An 18,364-nucleotide genomic window follows, 5' to 3' on the forward strand; every position below is an offset into this window, starting at 1 on the left:
TTCAGGCAAAGAAAAAGCCCCGGCAGTTGCCTGCCGGGGCTTTCCGTGTTTCGGCGGTTAAACCGAAATCATTCGTTCTTCTGGCCGAACAGGTTGAGCAGGGCCATAAAGATGTTGAGGAAGTTCACGTAGAGCGAGGTGGCGCCGAAGACGGCCTGCTTGGTCTGCAGGTCGGCCGGGTCGCCCTCGTAGAACTCCGACTTGATGCGCTGCGTGTCGAAGGCGGTCAGGCCGGTGAAGACCAGAACCGTGATCGCCGAGATGGCGAACTGCAGCACGCTGGAGCCCAGGAAGATGTTGACGATGCTCGCGATCATCAGGCCGATCACGCCCATGAACAGGAACGTGCCCATGCCGGTCAGGTCGCGCTTGGTCGTGTAACCCCACAGGCTCATCGCGCCGAACATCGCGGCGGTGATGAAGAAGATGCGCAGGATCGAGGTGCCGGTGTAGACCATGAAGATGGTCGACAGCGACAGGCCCATCGCGGCGGTGAAGGCCCAGTACAGGCCCTGCACGGCGCCAGCCGACAGCTTGTTGGCGCCGAAGCTCATCACCAGCAGCAAGCCCAGCGGGGCGAGCATCACCACGAAGGCGAGGCCGCCTGAGAACAGGGTGCTCATCAGGGCAGGGGATTGCGACACCACCAGGGCCACGATGGCGCTCAGCGCCAGACCGGAACCCATGTAATTGTAGACCCGCAGCATGTAGCTGCGCAGGGCCTCATCGACCACCGCACGGTCAATAGTGGTGGCGCCGTAGCCATAACGGGGCTGGTTGAACGGCGTCGACATAGGTGTGCCTCCTCAGACAATGGTTGTGTTGAGCATATTGTCAGCGCCAGAGCGGATTTCAAGCATAACCTCCGCATAAAATTCTCATATAAGTCATTCATAAATCGTCCATTCTTACCCCACCCCTAGCCAAAGCGGCCGCCGGCCCCCGCCGGTGGTGTGATTGCCGCCCTCGTCAGCCTGTCTCGGATGCCGTATGACTGGGGTCCCCCAGACGTTCTTCCAAGATCCATCGGCGGAAAACCGCCGCTTTGCAGAGATTTCCATGGCCGATTCGATCCGCATCCAGCCCCATAGTCCCGGGGGCCTGTGGCGCCTGACCCTCATTCTGGGGGCGCTGAGCGCCTTCACGCCGCTGGCGGTGGACATGTATCTGCCCGGCCTGCCGGCGCTGGAGCGGGCGCTGGCCACCGATGCCGGCCGGGTCCAGCAGACGCTGTCGCTGTTTTTCCTCGGCCTCGCCATCGGCCAGCTTTTCTACGGCCCGATCAGTGATCGTTTCGGCCGCCGCGCGCCGCTGGTGATCGGCAACCTGCTCTATATCGGCGCCTCCGTCGCCTGCGCGCTGGCGCCCAATATCGATGCGTTGATCGCGGCACGTTTCGTCCAGGCCTTCGGCTCCTGCGCCGGCCTGGTCATCTCGCGCGCCATGGTGCGCGACCTGTTCGAACCGCGGGAAGGCGCTCGCGTCATGTCGCTGCTGATGCTGGTGATGGGCGTCGCCCCGATCCTGGCGCCACTGCTCGGCGGCTATGTGCTGGTCTGGTTCGACTGGCATGCGATCTTCTGGTTCCTGGCGATCTTTGCCGCCGTGGTGATGCTGGCTGGCCGGCTGTGGCTGCCGGAGACTCATGTGGCGCATCCCGAAGCGCGCCTGACCATCGGTTCGGCGCTGCGCAATTACGGCGAACTGCTGGGCCAGCGCCGCTTCATGGGCTACACGCTCGCATCGAGTCTGGGCATGGGTGGTCTGTTCGCCTATATCGCCGGTTCACCCTTCATTTTCATCGACCTGTTTCACGTTTCGCCGCAAACCTATGGCTGGATCTTCGGCATCAACGCCGTGGGCATCATCGGCTTCTCGCAGGTCAACCGCAGCCTGCTGCGCCGCTTCACCCTCGACGAGGTGCTGATCGTCGGGGTCTGCATCATGGCGGCATCGGGCCTGGTGCTGCTGGCCATGACCTATTTCCAGATCGGCGGCATCTTCGGCCTGTGGCTGCCGCTGTTCGTTTATATCGCCAGTCTGGGCGCCGTATTGCCCAATGCGGCGGCCAGCGCGATGGCCGGCGAGGCGCGCCGGGCCGGTACGGCCGCGGCGCTGATGGGGACGCTGCAGTTCCTCAGCGGCGCCGTCACCAGCGGGCTGGTCGGCGCCCTGAATAACGGTACGGCACTGCCGATGGCGGTGATTGTCGGCCTGTCCGGTCTCTGCGGCCTGATCGCACGTTTGGTGCTGGTGCGCGCGTAACCTTCGTCCGGCCGATAATGTTTTCCAATTGCGCGGCTCTGCGTTTATGATTCTGGTGTTTCGCCAGGTCAGAAAGAGTTCGTTCATATGGAACCGACGGCATCGTCAGCGCAGTTTTCCCCCGGGCAGATCGATCGCGTGTTCCGCGGCACGATCCGCAGACTGCGCCCGATCGTGGCCTCCGCCCCCGCGCTGATGAGCCAGACGGCCGACACGATTGTTGCCGATCTGCGCAACACCTTTCCCGATCTGGCGCCAGCCGTGTCACCGCCCGGTGGTGACGCCGGCGAATTCATTCAGCAGGGCCGGCTGCAGTTTGGCGTCAAGGTCGAAGCGGACAAGCTATCCGCGATCCGCGATTACCTGCTGAGCCGTCCGGTCGAATTCCAGGATGAAGCCCATAAGGCGATGGGAACCGGACAGGCTCTGGAACCGCCGCCGCTGGCGTTCCTGGGCGAACATGATGTCACCGATGTGCTGCATTGCCCGCATCTGATCGATATCGCCAACGATCCAGCGATCCTGTCGGTGGTGCGGGCCTATCTGGGCTTTGAGCCGATCATCGATGCCTATATGGCCTGGCATTCCTATGCGGGGCGTCAGGCGGCGGGCAGTCCGCAGATTCTGCATCGCGACAAGGACTGCTTCCGTTTCTGCAAGCTGTTCCTTTACCTGAGCGATGTCGACGAAGATTCCGGTCCGCATGTCTACCTGCCCGGTTCGCATCGGCCGGACGGTTTCGAGCAGCTGTACCGGATGTCGACGACTGACGGGCATAATCCGATGCAGTTCTTCGCCGGCGGCCAGCGCAACCATGCGGCCTATCTGGAAAAGGTCTTCGCAAACCGGTTCGAGCATTTTGTCGGCCCGGCAGGATCGACCTTCCTGGTGAATACCTACGGCCTGCATAAGGGCATGCCGCCGAAGTCACGCAATCGCATGCTGTTCCAGGTGCTTTATACGCTGCTGCCCTATAGCGACCTGGCGTCTGGCCGCGAGCGTCTGGCCGTAAAGAATCTGCCGGTGGCTTCCGCGCCGACGGCAGACTTCCTCTACCGCAACCAGCTTTTCCTGCGCTGAGGGCTGCGGTGGATCAGGATGCGGGGGCGCTCTGCGTCGCCGCGTCTGCCGGTGCCAGGAAGGCTTCCATGAACTGCGACATGATGCTTTCCACCTTGGCCGGCAGCACATGGCGGCCGTCTTCGTGGAAGGCCTGGGGGTCGTACTGGCACAGTTCGAAGGACGGGAAATAATGGACATTCGGGAAGTCGCGGACGATCTGGGCGGCGACGGCGCGCAGGATCGCCTTGCTCTCCGAATTGGCAATGGCGATATCGAGTGGCGTGAAGGTGCGGTGCAGGGCAATCGGCGACACCGTCAGGAAGATGTTGCGATTGGGGAAGGCGTTGAAATATAGCGTGCAGAGCTTCCGCATATTCTTCAGATTCTGCTCGTAGGTGGTCCCAAAGGCCTTGCAGCCGAAGAAATCCTTCGAACGCAGCTTGGTCGGCGCTTCGCAGACGTAACGTCCGGTCGGCGAACGCCAGACCTCCGTCAGGCCCATGGTCAGCACCATCACGTCGGCGGTCATGATGCCTTCACGCAGGGCATCTTCCATCAGCTTGCGCAGCGCCAGGATGTCTTCGAGGCTGTGGGCGAAAAGCCGGCGCTTGAACGGCTCCTGGAAGATCGGATTCCGCTGGCCGTCGCTCGTCTTCTGCACAGCGGCCCAGACTTCTGAGGGATCGTGCTGCCACAGGCCGAAAGCCTTCTCGAATTCCTGCAGCATCGAGAAGGTGGTGTAGAACTGCCAGTGCACGCGTTCGTCATAGTCACCCCAATGGCCGGTTGGCTCATGGGAAGCAGGCGAGACATGCTTATGGAACTGCGGATTGGTTGCCGGATAAATCGTGAAGTTGCGCTTTTCCAGGGCATGCCGGATTTCGTTGGCAAAGCAGCTGCCCATGGTGAAGACGCGATCGGTGGGGCGAATGAGCGGCTTGGCATCGACGCCAATGGCCTTGCTCCTCATGAATTCGTCCCAGATGCGATTGCGATGGGCCATGGTCAAACCTGCGGGCATTCTCAAATATGATGAGAATAATCGCGCTTTCTGCTTTCGGAGAGGTTAACGGCACAGAGCGCTGCCGCGTTCGCCTCCCGGCAAACGCAGCCGGTCACCGGCATGGATGTTGGCCCTGATTAACGGGCCGGGCGCCAGCGGATGGCGGTGAGCGGCAGGTCGGGCCGGAAGGCGCCGAAATGAACGGCCTCTTCCTCGATGACGATGCGGCCGGCCTTGGCCAGGGCATGCAGTTCCGCCACCAGATTCTGGTTGTAACCCTTCTGGGACACCGACTTGCGCATCAGCTGGTCGATCTCCGTTGCTTTCGCATCGGCATCCGGCGGCAGGGGATACTGCCAGCCGATCGGCTCGATATGCAGCACCGAGCCGAGATTTGGCAGGGCCAACAGGTTGTCGAAGAACGACGTCGGGATATAGGTGATCTGTTCGATGGCGAGGCAGGTGAAGACGAACAGCTTTTTGCTGCTGGCGAATTCGGCAAGCGTATCGGTATAGAAGTCGAAGCTGGCCGAGCGGAACTTCATCTTCGGCGCAAAGCTGGCCAGACGGTCGGCGCAGTCGCGGCCGGCCGAGGTGTATTCCAGTCCGTGGTACGTCGCATCGGCCGGTGCGCCGGTCAGCCACAGGGTGAAGAGATTGGCGCCGTAACCGCTGCCCAGCTCCAGGATATCGCTGGTGCCTTCAGGCATGGCGCGGAACATGTGCCAGAATTTCTGGATATCGAACAGGTTGAGCGACAGCTGCTGGTCCTGCACCTGCCCCACGGCATTGGTCCCTGCGATGCGGTAACCGAACCGCTGCAGCATGGCGAGGGCGGCCTCGGTCGAGCCGATCTGCCGGGTGGCGGTCACCAGACGCGACAGGTCGGTTTCGCCCTTCTCGATCAGGGACTCGATCAGGGTGCGAGTCTGGCTCCAGTGGCCCTGATACAGGCCGCCGGAAACGTTTTTGCGATCAGGAACGCCAGCCACAGAATTTCCCCTTTGCGGATTGCCGGGAAAGTCTGGCACGGAAGCGTTAACGCAATATTCTCAGGCCGGCGGATTATCCGGCTGTATCAGGCCGTTCGCAGCAGGGGGGCGGGTTTGGCGGCCAGCGCCTGCCAGGCCCCGGCCAGACCCAGCACCAGGGTGGCGGCGACGCCGCCCAGGGCGGTTGCGGCGGCCACGCCGGGCGCGAAGACGAAGGTGGCATTCATCATCAATGTCACCATGGCCCAGGCGGCGAGCCAGCCCAGCCCGAACGCCAGCAGGGCGCCGATCAGGCCGACACTGCCGTATTCGATCAGATGCGCGGTGATGATGTCGCGCCGTGTGGCGCCCAATGCCTTGAGGATCGCGCCCTCCTTCAGGCGGCGGCGGTGTTCCGCTGCCAGTGCACCGGCCAGCACGATCAGACCGGCGATCAGGGTGACGCCGGCGGCGGCGCGCACAGCGCTGCCCAGCTTCTGCACGATGGCGTTCAACTCGGTCAGCACGTCTTTCATGCGCACCACGGAGATGCCGGGGAAGCGCTGGGTGACGGCACGGAACAGCGCGGTCTCGGCGGCGGCCGGCGCCTTCACGGTGGCGAGGAAGGTATGCGGCGCACGTTCCAGCAGGCCGGGCGAGAAGACCAGCACGAAGTTGATGCCGAAGGAACTCCAGTCGAGCCGGCGGATGCTGGCGACCTCGGCCTCGATGTCACGGCCCAGCACATTCACAGTCAGCTTGTCGCCGAGGCCGACATTCAAGCCCTGCGCGGCTTTTTCCTCGATGGAGATCAGCGGCGGACCGTCATAGTCGGGCTTCCACCACTGGCCCTGCAGCAAGGTCGAGCCGGCGGGCAGGTCGCGCGCATAGGTCAGGCCGCGGTCGCCCTGCAGCACCCAGCGCTGTTCGGCCGAAACCTCCACCTGTTCGGCCGGTACGCCCTTCACGGCGCTGATGCGGCCGCGCAGATTGGGCACGGTTTCCAGGTCGCGCGCGCCCGGCGTCGCATTCACGGTGGCGCGGAAGTCGTCCATCTGGCCGGGCTGGATATCGACAAAGAAGAAGGCCGGCGCTTCGTCGGGCAGGCGGTCTTCCACCTGCGCATGCAGGTTGCTCTCCACCAGGGCGATCGCCACAAGCAGCGTGAGCGACACGCCCAGCGACAGCAGCAGCGCCGCCGTCGCCGCACCGGGGCGATGCAGGCTGGCCAGTGCGAGTTTCAGCCGCACGGCGCGCGGCGGCCGGACACGCTTGGCAACGGCAGCCACGCCGCTGGCGATCAGGCGGAACAGCACGAAGGCGATCATGGCGCTGACCACAAAGGCCAGCGCGAAGCGGCGTTCCTCGGCGCCCAGCACGGCCAGCGCCGCCAGGGCGACAAACAGGACCAGCGTGGTGACGACATAGACCGGGCGCGGCCAGCGGCCGCCCGGCGCCACCAGGTCGCGATAGAGCGCGGCCGGGCGGATATCGGCGGCACGCGCCAGCGGCCAGATGGTGAAGGCCAGCGCCACCAGCAGGCCGTAGGTGGCGGCCATGGCCAGCGGCTGCCAGTACAGGCCAGCCACCAGGGGCAGGGGCAGGATTTCGGCCAGCGCACTGGCCGCCAGGTTCGGAATCGCGGCGCCGAAGATCAGGCCGAGCAGGATGCCGAAGGCCGCCAACAGCAGCGTCTGCCAGAGGTAGACGCGGAAGATCAGGCCCGTGGTTGCCCCCAGGGATTTTAACGTCGCAATGGTGGGTGTCTTGCCGTCCAGATGGGCATGCACGGCATTGGCGACGCCGACGCCACCGATCAGCAGCGCGGTGAGGCCGACCAGCACCAGGAACAGCGAGGCGCGATCGAGGAAGCGGCGCACGCCGGGGCTGCCTTCCTTCCAGTCGCGGATGCGCCAGCCTGACGCGGCATAGTCTTTCTGCGCCACCTCCTGCACCTGCAGTGCACTCAGCTCGGGCCGCAGCTTCACGCGGTAATGCCAGTAGGCCAGCGTGCCGGGCTGCACCAGCTTGGTGGCGTCCAGTGCTTCAAGCCCGATCAGCACGCGCGGGCCCAGTGTCAGGCCTTCCGTGGCGCGGTCGGGTTCGCGCGCGATCACCGCGCGGATTTCAAAGGTCTGCTCGCCAATGGTCAGGCGGTCGCCGACCTGCGCGTCGAGCCGGATCAGCGCCTGCGGATCGACGGCGGCCCCGGGCAGGCCGTTCTGCGCGGCCAGCAGAGTTTCAAGTTTGCCGGGCTGTTCAAGCTCGATGCTGCCATAGAGCGGATAGGCGGCATCGGCAGCCTTTAGCTCGATCAGGGTGCGCTGGTCGCTGCGCAGGCTATGCGCCATCGCGCGCATCTGCGCGGTTTCGGACACGCCACCCTGGCGTTGCAGGAAGTCGCGCTCCTCGGGCGTGGCGCCGCGATGGGTCAGGCGGAATTCCAGATCGCCGCCCAGCAGGCTGCGGCCGTCGCGTTCCAGGCCGGTGACGATGGAAGATGACAGCGTGCCGATGCCGGCGATCACCGCGACGCCAAGGCTGAGACAGGCCACGAACAGGCGGAAGCCGCGCAGGCCGCCGCGCAGTTCACGCAAGGCAAAACGCAGCGACAGCATCAGTCGGCCGCCTGGGTCTGCACGACCCGCCCGGTGCCGGGCGCAATGCTTTTGACGCGGCCATCCTCGATCCGCACCACCCGGTCGCAGAGCGCGGCCAGGGTTTCATCATGGGTGATCAGGATCAGCGTGGATTGCAGGCGCGCGGCCTCGCCGAACATCAGGTCGATGATGGCATGGCCGGTGCTGCCGTCCAGATTGCCGGTCGGTTCGTCGGCCAGCAGCAGGGCTGGGCGCGGGGCGACGGCGCGGGCGAGCGCCACGCGCTGCTGCTCGCCGCCCGAAAGCTGGGCCGGATAATGGGTCTCGCGATGGCCCAGGCCCACCTGCGCCAGGGCAGCGCGGGCGCGGTCGGTGGCATCGCGCAGGCCGGCCAGTTCCAGTGGCACGGCCACATTCTCGATGGCGGTCATGGTCGGGATCAAATGGAAACTCTGGAACACGATGCCGACGCGGTTGCGGCGCCACAGCGCCAGCTTGTCCTCGTTCAGGCCGTTCAGGTCGGCGCCGGCGACATGCACCGTGCCGCCGCTCACCCGCTCCAGGCCGGCCAGCACGGCCAGCAGGGTGGACTTGCCCGAGCCCGAGGGGCCGACAATGCCGATACGCTCGCCGGCCTGTACCGCCAGATCGATGCCGCGCAGGATATTGACCGGCCCGGCCGTGCTGGCGAGAGTGAGCTTCACATCGTTCAGGCGAACGACTATCTCACGCTCGGCTGCGGGCGGGGTCGCGCTGGGTGACGCCATCAGGGTTCGGTCCTTAAAGTCAGGAAGGCAGATCGTGAAGTTACACGAAAGATATGGGCTTTTCCGGCGCTGCCGCAATGTTGCTGGCCTGCTGGCGGTGATGCTGGTCACGCTGATGTGCGCTGCCTCGATCGGGGCCCAGGCCGCGCCGGCCCGTCTGCTGGTCTTCGGCGACAGCCTGGTGGCGGGCTATAACCTGCCGCCCGACGCCTCCTACCCCGCACAGCTCGACAAGGCCCTGAAGGCGCGTGGCATTGCCGATGTCACGGTGCTGAATGCCGGCGTTTCCGGCGATACCACGGCTGCGGCCCTGGCGCGGCTCGACTGGGCGCTGGCCGAGAAACCGACCCATGTGCTGGTCGAACTGGGCGCCAACGACATGCTGCGGGGCCTGGCGCCCGAGCAGGCGCGGAGCAATCTGGACGGCATCGTGGTCAGGCTGAAACAGGCCAATCTGCCGGTGCTGCTGGCCGGCATGCTGGCGGCGCCCAATCTGGGTGCGGATTATGGCCGCAAGTTCAACGCCATCTACCCGGATCTGTCACAAAAGCACGGGCTGCCGCTCTATCCGTTTTTCCTCGATGGCGTGGCCGGCGAGGCGAAGCTGAATCTGAGCGACGGCATCCATCCGACCCGTGAGGGCGTCGCCGTGATTGTCGAGCGCACCATGCCCCACATTTTGCGGTTCCTGGGACGTTGACCTCAATTCGTTGTTGAAATGGCCGAGTCCTGCCGACAATATGGGCTGCCGGCAAAACAGCCGGCCTGTTTCGCTGTTTCGGGAGTTTTGTCATGGAGTTCCGTCGCTTAGGCCGCACCGACATTCAGGTGAGCCTGATTTGCCTGGGTACCATGACCTGGGGCGAGCAGAACACCGAAGCCGACGCCCACGCCCAGCTGGATTACGCGCTGGAGCGCGGCATCAATTTCATCGACGCCGCCGAAATGTATCCGGTGCCGCCCCGCGCCGAGACGCAGGGCCGCACTGAAAGCTATATCGGCACCTGGCTGAAGGCGCGCGGCAATCGCGACAAGGTGGTGCTGGCCACCAAGGTGGCCGGTCGCGGTGGCGGCCCGCGCGGCGATTTCACCTGGCTGCGTGATGACAAGCAGCCGCCGAACCTGAGCCGCAAGCAGATTTTCGAGGCGGTCGACAAGAGCCTGAAGCGGCTGCAGACCGATTATATCGATCTCTACCAGTCCCATTGGACCGATCGTCTGACCGCCAATTTCGGCCGCGCCGAATATCCGTGGAACAGCGAAGAGTCGATCGCCATCGCCGAGACGCTGGATGCGATGGGCGAGCTGGTGAAGGCCGGCAAGATCCGTACCTTCGGCGTGTCGAACGAAACCGCCTGGGGCGTGATGCGCCATGTGAGCGACGCTGCGGCCAGCGCCGCGCGGCCGCGCATCGTCTCGATCCAGAACCCCTACAACCTGCTGAATCGCTGGTACGAAAGCGCACTGTCCGAAGTGACGCAGATGGAAGAGGTCGGACTGCTGGCTTATTCGCCGCTCGCCATGGGTGTGTTGAGCGGCAAGTATCTGGGCGGCGCCCGGCCGCCTGGCAGCCGCCTGGCCCTGTTCACGCGTTTCACCCGCTACAGCAATCCGCAGGTCGACCGCGCCACCGAACGCTATGTGGCCCTGGCCAAGCAGTATGGCCTCGATCCTTCGCAGATGGCGCTGGCCTTCGTGAACACCCGGCCTTTCGTCACCAGCAACATCATCGGCGCAACGTCGCTGGAACAGCTCAAGATCGATATCGACAGTATTGGCGTGACACTTTCCAAGGAGGTTCTGGACGGCATCGAGGCGATCCATCGCGATCAACCGAACCCGAGCGCCTGACCACCGGCGTTTGCTCTGGGCCATAGCGCCCGTTCCAGCGGAGGGCTTTCCCCATGATCCGCTTGTTCGTTGCCTTACGCTTCCCCGACGACGTCCGTCGGTCTCTTGCCGCCCTTTGTGCCGGCGTGCCCGGTGCGCGCTGGGCCAATCCCGACCAGTTTCATCTCACCCTGCGGTTTATCGGCGAGGTTGATGGCCGCACGGCGCGCGCCATCGGCGAAGAGCTGTCGGGCATTATCGTGCCCAGCTTCGATCTCGAGCTGTTCGGCGTCGGCACCTTCGGCGACAAGCGCAAGGCCAATTCGCTCTGGGCCGGCGTACGTCCCAATGCCACACTGAACCGCCTGCAGGACAAGGTGGACAATGCCGTGCTGCGCGCCGGCCTGCCGCCGGATCGCCGCAAGTTTATGCCGCATGTAACGCTGGCGCGCCTGAACAACGCACCGTTCGACCGCGTGGGCGCTTTCCTCAGCCATCACGCGCTGTATTCAGCGCCAGTCTGCTATGTCGACCGCTTCGTGCTGTATTCCAGCTTCCTGTCCTCCTCGGGCGCGATCTATACGCCCGAGCATGTCTATCGCGTCGATGGCGGCGAGGCAGACGATGAGGAGCATGACTGGATGGCCGACGAAGCCGAGCATTGGGAGCGTCAGGAAGTTGCCGCCTATGGCCATGGCGAGTAGCCGCGGCCGGTGACGCAGACGCGCTTCCGTTCCATCGTCGTGTTGACCGGCGCCGGCATCTCGGCGGAGTCCGGCCTCGGCACTTTCCGCGACAAGGACGGTCTGTGGACCAAATACGACCTGCAGGATGTGGCGACGCCGGAGGGCTTCGCGCGCAATCCGGTGCTGGTGCATGACTTCTACAATGCCCGGCGCAAAAACCTGCTGGAGGCCACGCCCAATGTCGCCCATGTGGCGCTGGCCGAGCTGGAGCGCCGCTTCGATGGCGATCTGCTGCTGGTGACGCAGAATGTCGACGACCTGCATGAACGGGCGGGATCGACAAAGCTGCTGCACATGCATGGCGAGCTGCTGAAAATCCGCTGCGAGGCCTGCGAGAATATCATGCCCTGGCGCGACGATCTCGATCTGGCCGCCACCTGTCCGGCCTGTGCCACCACCGGGCGCCTGCGGCCTCATGTAGTCTGGTTCGGCGAGATGCCGCTGCATATGGACGAGATTTACAGGGCGCTCGATGCCTGCGACCTGTTCCTGTCCATCGGCACGTCAGGTCAAGTCTATCCTGCGGCCGGTTTTGTGGCCGAGGTCCGTCGCGCTCGCCGCGCCCATACGGTGGAACTCAATCTCGATCCCTCCGATGGTGCCTCGCTGTTTGCCGAGAAAATCTTCGGCCCGGCCACCAGCCTGGTTCCGACTTTCGTCGAACGGCTGCTCACGGCGGGCTGATACTGCCGGCTTAGCTGAGGGCCTGCGATGCGCCGCAGAGGTTGAATGCGCCGGGTCATGCCGAAACCCGGTTGCGGCGGCATAGCGCTATGCCTAGCCTGACGGGATTGTTGTCATGAGCCCGTTGCCGCCTTTGTCCGCTCCCTCCGCCACCCTGCACTGGTACGATTCCGCATTCGCAGATCCGGCCCTGGAGCAGGAATTCCAGCAGGCCGAAGCGCCTAGCACGCTGATCTACGCGCGTTATGCGCTGGGCCTGGCGGCTGGATTGTTTACCAGTTTCGGCGTCACCGACTGGTTGTTTGCGCCGGCGGCGATGACGATGAGTATCATCCGCGCCATCTCGGTTCTGGTTCTGCTGGCGGGTATCGTCGCCACCTACGATCCGCGCGTGCTGCCGCGGCATCAGCTGATCATGCAGATCGGCGCGCTGGCGGTCGGTTTCGGTTTCGTCGGCATCGTCGCGCTGACGCCGCCGGTGCTGCTCCCGCTCTATCTCGATTGCGTCATTCTGGTCATCATTGGCATCTTCGTCGTGCTGCGGCTCGGCACTTTGCGCGCGGCAACCGTTGTCGCCACCGTCATTGCAGTGCTCGACATTACCTATGTCGCCCTTCAGCTCGGCACGCCACTGGAATTCACCGTCTACCAGGTGATGATGGCCACCGCCTTCGCAATCGGATTCTTCTCCAATTATGTTTATGAGCGCCAGCGCCGCATCGCCTATCTGGGCCGGCATGCCGCCGAACTGCAGGCGACTAGGCTGGAGCAGGCGCTGCATCGCACGGCGGAAGCCCAGATGCGGGCTGAGCAGGCGGCGCGGGTCAAAACCGACTTCGTTGCCCATGTCAGCCATGAGCTGCGCACGCCGCTGAATGCCGTGATCGGTTTCGGCGAGGTGCTGGAGCGCCAGGTCTTCGGTCCGCTCGGCCACCACAAATATGCCGAATATGCCCGCGACATCCGTGAAAGCGGCCAGCATCTGCTGTCGCTGATCAACGATGTGCTGGATCTTTCCAAGATCGAAGCCGGTCGCATGGAGCTGCATCACGAAGCCCTGTCGCCGCACGAGCTGGTGCGTGCCAGCCTGGTGCTGGTTTCCGGCCTGGCGCAGATGCGCGGCACGACCGTGGATGTTACCGTGGACGAAACCTTGCCCATGGTGATGGGCGATGCCCGCGCCATCAAGCAGACCCTGGTCAATCTGCTCTCGAATGCCTTGAAGTTCACCCCCTCGGGTGGCGATGTGCGGGTCGAGGCTACGGCCGAGGACAAGGTCGTGCGGTTCACCATCAGTGATGATGGGCCCGGCATGACCCAGTCGCAGGTGCAGGTGGCGATGACGCCTTTCGGTCAGGTCAGCGGCATGGTGGCGCAAAGCGAGCGTGGCACAGGGCTGGGGCTGGCGCTGGCCAATCGTCTGGCCGAACTGCATGGCGCGCCGCTGGCGATCGCCTCCAAGCCCGGCCATGGCACCCGTGTGGCCTTCCGCCTGCCGCGGCGGGATGCCGTGCAGATGGCGGCCGACTGACCGTTCAGACGATGCTGTCCTCGATGGCATGCATGTCGTCGTCCGACAGGCCGACATGGTGGCCGATCTCGTGGATCAGCACATGGCGCACGACATCTCTCAGCGCCTCGCCGGTCTCGCACCAGTAATCCAGCAGCGGCCGGCGATAGAGGAAGATCATCGCCGGCAGCGTACCGGTCTCGCCGCGATCCTCGGCCAGAACGCTGCCGCCGCTGTACAGGCCCAGCAGGTCGAAGGGCGTATCGCAGGCCATTTCGGTCAGGGTGTCGTCATCGGGGAAATCCACCACCTGGATCGGCACGCCATCGATATAGCGGGCCAGCGCGGGACGCAGCCGTTTCAATTCGGCTTCGCCGATGGCGGCGATATCGTCCAGGCTGGGCGCGAGGCTCTCGGCGCGCGGGTGCGAACTGGCGGGGGCAGACGGTATCTGGCTCATGCGGCGGATCGTCTCAAGCGGCTGGACGGCGGTTGAAGCAGGCCGGGGCGCGCGCTAGCTTGCGCGCCAGACCGCCTGATCACAGGCGGCAGGAGGATGACATGGCAATCCGCAAACTGGAAGGCGCCGCGCGCAGCGATGCATTGCAGCGTTTTGCGAGCTGGAGCCACGATCCCGGCCGCGATGCGATCAAGAAGACGTTCCTCTTCGCCGATTTCAACGCCGCCTTCGGCTTCATGGGCCGTGTAGCGCTGATGGCCGAAAAGCTGGATCACCATCCCGAATGGTTCAACGTCTATAACCGCGTCGAGATCACGCTGACCACGCATGACGCCAACGGGCTGAGCGAGCGCGATGTGGCGCTGGCCGATTTCATCGAGACGACAGCTGCGGCCCTCGGCGGCAAGGGGAAGTAATCATGTCTGCTGCCAAACGCGGCCTGCAGCGCGGCGTCTTGATTGTCGCTGCCATTGTTGTGATCGGCTTCCTGGGCTTCCTCGGCCTGCAGTGGTTCGCGCCCAGAGGCGACGACGCGGGCAGTGGCCCGGTCGCCATCGGCGGGCCGTTCACGCTCACCGACCAGGACGGCAAGACGGTTTCGGACAAGGATTTCGTCGGCAAGCTGATGCTGGTGTATTTCGGTTTCACCAACTGCCCCGATATCTGCCCCACTGGCCTGCAGACCATTGCCATCGCCATGGATGAACTGGGCGCGGCGGGGGCGCAGGTGCAGCCGATCCTGATCACCGTCGACCCCGAGCGCGATACGCCGCCGGTGATGAAGGAGTATGTACAGGCCTTCCACGAACGTCTGGTCGGCCTGACCGGCACGCCGGAGCAGATCGCCGCCGTGGCGCGCGCCTATCGGGTTTATTACCAGAAGGTCCAGCTCAAGGATTCGAGCCTGGGCTATTCCGTCGATCATTCCGGTTTCATCTATCTGATGGACGGGCAGGGCCGATATCTGGCGCATTTCCGCCATGATGCAACGCCGGATCAAATGGCCCAACGCATCAAGGCCAAACTTTAAATCGTTCCCGATCAGCGGGTTGTATTGAATGCACGTATATGTTGCAGTGCAAAATAATTTTGTGCGGACCCTGAGGAATCCCGTTAAGCTGCCCTATGTAACGCAGCGTGACATCTCGTCGGTCACAGTTCGCTAACAGCTTTGTCCGAGTCTTGTGGTGCGGCCGCCTCAGTTCCGCCGCGCTCCGGCATCAGGGTGGGACCTATGCTCTACCAGCTCTTTGAATTCCAGCAGGCTGCCCTGCAGCCCTTCCGGGTTTTGGCCGAAGCGCAGACCAAGGCGCTGAAGCTGCCCTATCTGCCGGTGAACTATTCGCCGGCCGCGCGCACGCTCGCCGCCGGCCTGGAAGTCTTCACCAATATCACGCGCCGTTACCCGAAGCCGGCCTTCGGCCTGCCCTCCACCCTGGTGGAGGGCAAAGAGCGTCCGGTGACCGAGGAATACGTGCTCGATCTGCCGTTCTGCCGGCTGAAGCATTTCGTCCGCGAGGGCTGCGAAGACCGTAACGATCCGAAGCTGCTGATCGTGGCGCCGCTGTCGGGCCATTACGCCACGCTGCTGCGCGGCACGGTCGAAGCGATGCTGCCGCATCACGAGGTCTATATCACCGACTGGGTCGATGCCCGCGACGTGCCGCTGAGCGAGGGCGCTTTCGATCTCGACGACTATATCGATTACGTGCGCAAATTCTTCGCCGCGCTTGGCCCGGGCAGCCATGTCATGGCGGTGTGCCAGCCTTCGGTGCCGGTGCTGGCCGCGATTGCACTGATGTCGGAAGACAACGACGCGAATCTGCCGCGGTCGATGACGCTGATGGGCGGGCCGATCGATACCCGCATCAGCCCGACCACGCCGAACGACCTGGCGCAGGAACATTCCATCGAGTGGTTCGAGCACAGTGTGATCAATCATGTGCCCTTTCCCCATGCCGGTTTCATGCGGCAGGTCTATCCGGGATTCATCCAGCTCACCGGTTTCATGACCATGAACCTGGATCGCCATGTCGGCGCCCATGTGCGGCTGTTCCATCATCTGATCAAGGGCGACGGCGACAGCGCCAAGGCCCATACCGATTTCTATGATGAATATCTCGCCGTCATGGACCTGCCGGCGGAATATTATCTGCAGACCGTGAAGGCGGTGTTCCAGGAGCACCAGCTGCCACGCGGCACCATGACCCATCGCGGCCGGCCGGTGGATTGCACCGCGATCCGCAAGACCGCGCTGCTGACCGTGGAAGGCGAGAAGGACGATATCTCCGGCGTCGGCCAGACCATGGCGGCCCATGATATCTGTCCGAATATCCCGCAAACCCGGCGCCAGCACCATCTGCAGGCTGGTGTCGGCCATTATGGCGTGTTCAATGGCCGCCGCTGGCGCGAGGAAATCGCTCCCCGGGTGACGGCCTTCATCCGCCAGCACAACGGCCAGCCCGGCAAACGCTAGGGTCTGTTATACCGCTGGGGCTTACGCCTTTCTGGACGACGGCTTCCGGCGTAAACTGCCCGCATGTCCCGTGCCCTGCCATTCTGGCGCCGCAAGCGCCTCGACCAGATGACCCAGTCCGAATGGGAGTCGCTCTGCGATGGCTGCGGCAAATGCTGCCTCTACCGTCTGGAAGACGAGGATACCGGCCATCTGGAACAGACCAATGTGGCCTGCAAGCTGCTGAACTGTTCAACGGGCCAGTGCAGCAACTATCCCAAGCGCAAGAAGATCGTGCCCGACTGCATCCAGCTCACGCCGGCTAAGGTGGCCAAGATGAACTGGCTGCCGAAAAGCTGCGGCTACCGGCTGGTGGCCCAGGGCAAGGATCTGCCCTGGTGGCACCCGCTGAAAAGCGGCAGCCGCGAGACCGTGCACCAGGCCGGCGTTTCGGCGGCCGGCCGCTGCATCTCGGAAAAGGAAGCCGGCGAGCTGGAAGACCATGTCGTCTTCTGGCTGGACGATATGGGCCCGTCGAAACCAAAGCGCCGCTGAAAGCGTTTATAGGGCTGATCGCCCGTGAATAGGCGCAGAATCGCCCTATTCCGGTGCGAGCATTAACCGATCCAGCACGGGAGTCGGCCATGTCGCGCACCAGCCTGGTTTATGCCCTGACTTTTATGATCGCAGCTGCGCCGTCGTTTGCCCAGACCACGCAGACGATGGATCCGACCGAATGGAGCCGCCAGCGCGTGGAGGCGGAAAACCGCCGCCTGCAGCCCGAACGCCATGATCAGGAGAAGGATTTCCTCACTCTTCAGCGCGAGCTGGGGGAGCAGCAGGAGACCCGCCGTCGTCTGGGGATCGAGGAAGACCGCCGCCTCGGTCCCGAGCGCGGCGCCGATGTCGATCCGCTGCGCGGCCGCGAAGATCCCACCCGTGAAATCGGCGCGGTGCGCCAGCGCTTTGAAAACGAGCGCCGGCCATGATTCTGCGTCTTTGCCGGTGGCTGTTGCTGGCCTATGGCCTGGCAATCCCACTGGCGCTGGCCCAGAGCAGCGATCCGGCCGAGTGGAACCGCCAGCATATGGACTCCGAAACCCGCCGCATGGAGCTGGAGCGTGAGCAGCGTTTCCAGGATGCCCAGCGCAGCCGGCAGGAGGATGCCGCGCGCCAGGACCGCCAGCGCCAGTTCAACATGAACGAGGACCAGCGCCGCCTCAATACCATGCAGCGCCGCCGTGATGCCGAGGGCGCCAAACGCCAGACCGAGACCCAGCGCCTGCAGCTCGATCAGCGTCGCCGGGCGCTGGAGGCCGAGCAGCGCCGCGAGCGCCAGCAGCAGATGAACCGTACCCTGCCGCCCTGAGCCGCCTGACGCTGCGTCAGATGCGGCGCCGATGCTGGCGTCGGCCCCGGCTTCCCCGCTAATCTTGTCGGATTATTTGCAGTCGGGTCCGCAGGCTGTCGCGGGCCAGGGGGAGAGTTTCATGCTGGACGCCGATCTGGTTGCCCGCTTCAAGGCCATCAAACTGCTGTCGCTCGATCTCGACGGCACGCTCACCGATGGCGGGCTTTATTACGCCGATGACGGCTCCGAGCTGCGAAAATACCATGTCCAGGACGGCTTCGGCATCCTGCTGGTGAAAGAGGCCGGTATCGAGGTGGCGCTCATCACCATGAGCGACACGCCCTCGATCCAGCGCCGCATTGACCGTCTGAAAATCCGCTTCGGTCATATGGGCGTGCGGCACAAGCTGCCTCGGTTGCAGGCGATCTGTGCCGAACTCGGCATCGGCCTCGACCAGGTCTGCCATGTCGCCGACGACGTCAACGATCTCGATGTGATGGGCGCGGTCGGCCTGCCAATTGCCGTGGCCAATGCACGGCCGCAGGTGAAAAAGGCCGCGGCTTACGTCACGGATGCCGCCGGCGGCCATGGTGCCGTGCGCGAAGTTTGCGATCTGCTGCTCGAATACAAAGTCTGAACTCAGAACCCATAAACGGAGGA

Annotated in this window: 20 protein-coding genes; 14 read left to right on the plus strand and 6 right to left on the minus strand. The window is 64.1% G+C overall.

Features of this window, described 5'->3' with window-relative positions:
* Positions 1-68: 68 nt before the first annotated feature.
* The gene (locus AC1ROB_RS07060) at positions 69-794 is read right to left on the minus strand and encodes a Bax inhibitor-1/YccA family protein (RefSeq protein WP_492971906.1); all 726 of its coding nucleotides are present in this window, start codon (positions 792-794) and stop codon (positions 69-71) included.
* Between the two features lie 265 nt (positions 795-1,059).
* On the opposite strand from AC1ROB_RS07060, the gene AC1ROB_RS07065 reads away from it, so the two are divergent.
* Together AC1ROB_RS07065 and AC1ROB_RS07070 are read left to right on the plus strand one after the other, a co-directional pair.
* Positions 1,060-2,265 (plus strand): Bcr/CflA family multidrug efflux MFS transporter, encoded by a 1,206-nt coding sequence (locus AC1ROB_RS07065; RefSeq protein WP_492971905.1) that lies wholly within the window; start codon positions 1,060-1,062, stop codon positions 2,263-2,265.
* An 87-nt stretch (positions 2,266-2,352) separates the two neighbouring features.
* Positions 2,353-3,345 carry a phytanoyl-CoA dioxygenase family protein gene (locus tag AC1ROB_RS07070; protein ID WP_492971904.1) on the plus strand — a complete coding sequence of 331 codons (993 nt, stop codon included), beginning with the start codon at positions 2,353-2,355 and terminating at the stop codon, positions 3,343-3,345.
* A gap of 13 nt (positions 3,346-3,358) precedes the next feature.
* On the opposite strand, the gene AC1ROB_RS07075 is transcribed toward AC1ROB_RS07070, so the two are convergent.
* From AC1ROB_RS07075 to AC1ROB_RS07090, 4 genes are all read right to left on the minus strand, one after another.
* A complete protein-coding gene (locus tag AC1ROB_RS07075) occupies positions 3,359-4,330 on the minus strand; it encodes a GSCFA domain-containing protein (RefSeq protein ID WP_492971903.1) in 972 nt (323 codons plus the stop codon).
* Positions 4,331-4,467: 137 nt separating this feature from the next.
* On the minus strand, positions 4,468-5,322 hold the full coding sequence (locus AC1ROB_RS07080; protein WP_492971902.1) for a hypothetical protein: 855 nt from the start codon (positions 5,320-5,322) through the stop codon (positions 4,468-4,470).
* An 86-nt stretch (positions 5,323-5,408) separates the two neighbouring features.
* Positions 5,409-7,919: an ABC transporter permease gene (locus AC1ROB_RS07085; RefSeq protein WP_492971901.1), complete on the minus strand. Its 2,511-nt coding sequence runs from the start codon at positions 7,917-7,919 to the stop codon at positions 5,409-5,411.
* Positions 7,919-8,668, minus strand: a complete 750-nt coding sequence (locus AC1ROB_RS07090) for an ABC transporter ATP-binding protein (RefSeq protein ID WP_492971900.1) — start codon at positions 8,666-8,668, stop codon at positions 7,919-7,921. The genes AC1ROB_RS07085 and AC1ROB_RS07090 overlap by 1 nt, the downstream gene beginning before the upstream one ends.
* Before the next feature lie 34 nt (positions 8,669-8,702).
* On the opposite strand from AC1ROB_RS07090, the gene AC1ROB_RS07095 reads away from it, so the two are divergent.
* From AC1ROB_RS07095 to AC1ROB_RS07115, 5 genes are all read left to right on the plus strand, one after another.
* On the plus strand, positions 8,703-9,368 hold the full coding sequence (locus AC1ROB_RS07095; RefSeq protein WP_492971899.1) for an arylesterase: 666 nt from the start codon (positions 8,703-8,705) through the stop codon (positions 9,366-9,368).
* A 92-nt stretch (positions 9,369-9,460) separates the two neighbouring features.
* On the plus strand, positions 9,461-10,519 hold the full coding sequence (locus AC1ROB_RS07100) for an NADP(H)-dependent aldo-keto reductase (RefSeq protein WP_492971898.1): 1,059 nt from the start codon (positions 9,461-9,463) through the stop codon (positions 10,517-10,519).
* Positions 10,520-10,572: 53 nt separating this feature from the next.
* Positions 10,573-11,202, plus strand: a complete 630-nt coding sequence (thpR, locus tag AC1ROB_RS07105) for an RNA 2',3'-cyclic phosphodiesterase (protein WP_492971897.1) — start codon at positions 10,573-10,575, stop codon at positions 11,200-11,202.
* 9 nt (positions 11,203-11,211) lie between these two features.
* Positions 11,212-11,928, plus strand: a complete 717-nt coding sequence (gene cobB, locus AC1ROB_RS07110) for a Sir2 family NAD+-dependent deacetylase (protein WP_492971896.1) — start codon at positions 11,212-11,214, stop codon at positions 11,926-11,928.
* Between the two features lie 115 nt (positions 11,929-12,043).
* Positions 12,044-13,459, plus strand: a complete 1,416-nt coding sequence (locus AC1ROB_RS07115; protein WP_492971895.1) for a sensor histidine kinase — start codon at positions 12,044-12,046, stop codon at positions 13,457-13,459.
* Between the two features lie 4 nt (positions 13,460-13,463).
* Here AC1ROB_RS07115 and AC1ROB_RS07120 read toward each other — a convergent pair whose 3' ends face one another.
* Entirely contained in the window at positions 13,464-13,898 is a 435-nt protein-coding gene (locus tag AC1ROB_RS07120) for a metallopeptidase family protein (protein WP_492971894.1), read from the minus strand.
* A gap of 59 nt (positions 13,899-13,957) precedes the next feature.
* On the opposite strand from AC1ROB_RS07120, the gene AC1ROB_RS07125 reads away from it, so the two are divergent.
* From AC1ROB_RS07125 to AC1ROB_RS07155, 7 genes are all read left to right on the plus strand, one after another.
* A complete protein-coding gene (locus tag AC1ROB_RS07125; protein WP_492971893.1) occupies positions 13,958-14,314 on the plus strand; it encodes a 4a-hydroxytetrahydrobiopterin dehydratase in 357 nt (118 codons plus the stop codon).
* A gap of 2 nt (positions 14,315-14,316) precedes the next feature.
* Positions 14,317-14,928, plus strand: a complete 612-nt coding sequence (locus AC1ROB_RS07130) for an SCO family protein (protein ID WP_492971892.1) — start codon at positions 14,317-14,319, stop codon at positions 14,926-14,928.
* 204 nt (positions 14,929-15,132) lie between these two features.
* Positions 15,133-16,374: a polyhydroxyalkanoate depolymerase gene (locus AC1ROB_RS07135; RefSeq protein WP_492971891.1), complete on the plus strand. Its 1,242-nt coding sequence runs from the start codon at positions 15,133-15,135 to the stop codon at positions 16,372-16,374.
* A 63-nt stretch (positions 16,375-16,437) separates the two neighbouring features.
* A complete protein-coding gene (locus AC1ROB_RS07140; RefSeq protein WP_492971890.1) occupies positions 16,438-16,908 on the plus strand; it encodes a YcgN family cysteine cluster protein in 471 nt (156 codons plus the stop codon).
* An 89-nt stretch (positions 16,909-16,997) separates the two neighbouring features.
* Positions 16,998-17,342: a hypothetical protein gene (locus tag AC1ROB_RS07145; protein WP_492971889.1), complete on the plus strand. Its 345-nt coding sequence runs from the start codon at positions 16,998-17,000 to the stop codon at positions 17,340-17,342.
* Complete coding sequence (locus tag AC1ROB_RS07150) at positions 17,339-17,722, plus strand: hypothetical protein (protein WP_492971888.1); 384 nt, start codon at positions 17,339-17,341, stop codon at positions 17,720-17,722. Before AC1ROB_RS07145 ends, AC1ROB_RS07150 begins: the two co-directional genes overlap by 4 nt.
* A gap of 121 nt (positions 17,723-17,843) precedes the next feature.
* Entirely contained in the window at positions 17,844-18,341 is a 498-nt protein-coding gene (locus AC1ROB_RS07155) for a KdsC family phosphatase (protein ID WP_492971887.1), read from the plus strand.
* Positions 18,342-18,364 lie beyond the last annotated feature (23 nt).

Source organism: Ferrovibrio sp. GW821-FHT12F09 (assembly GCF_058806775.1).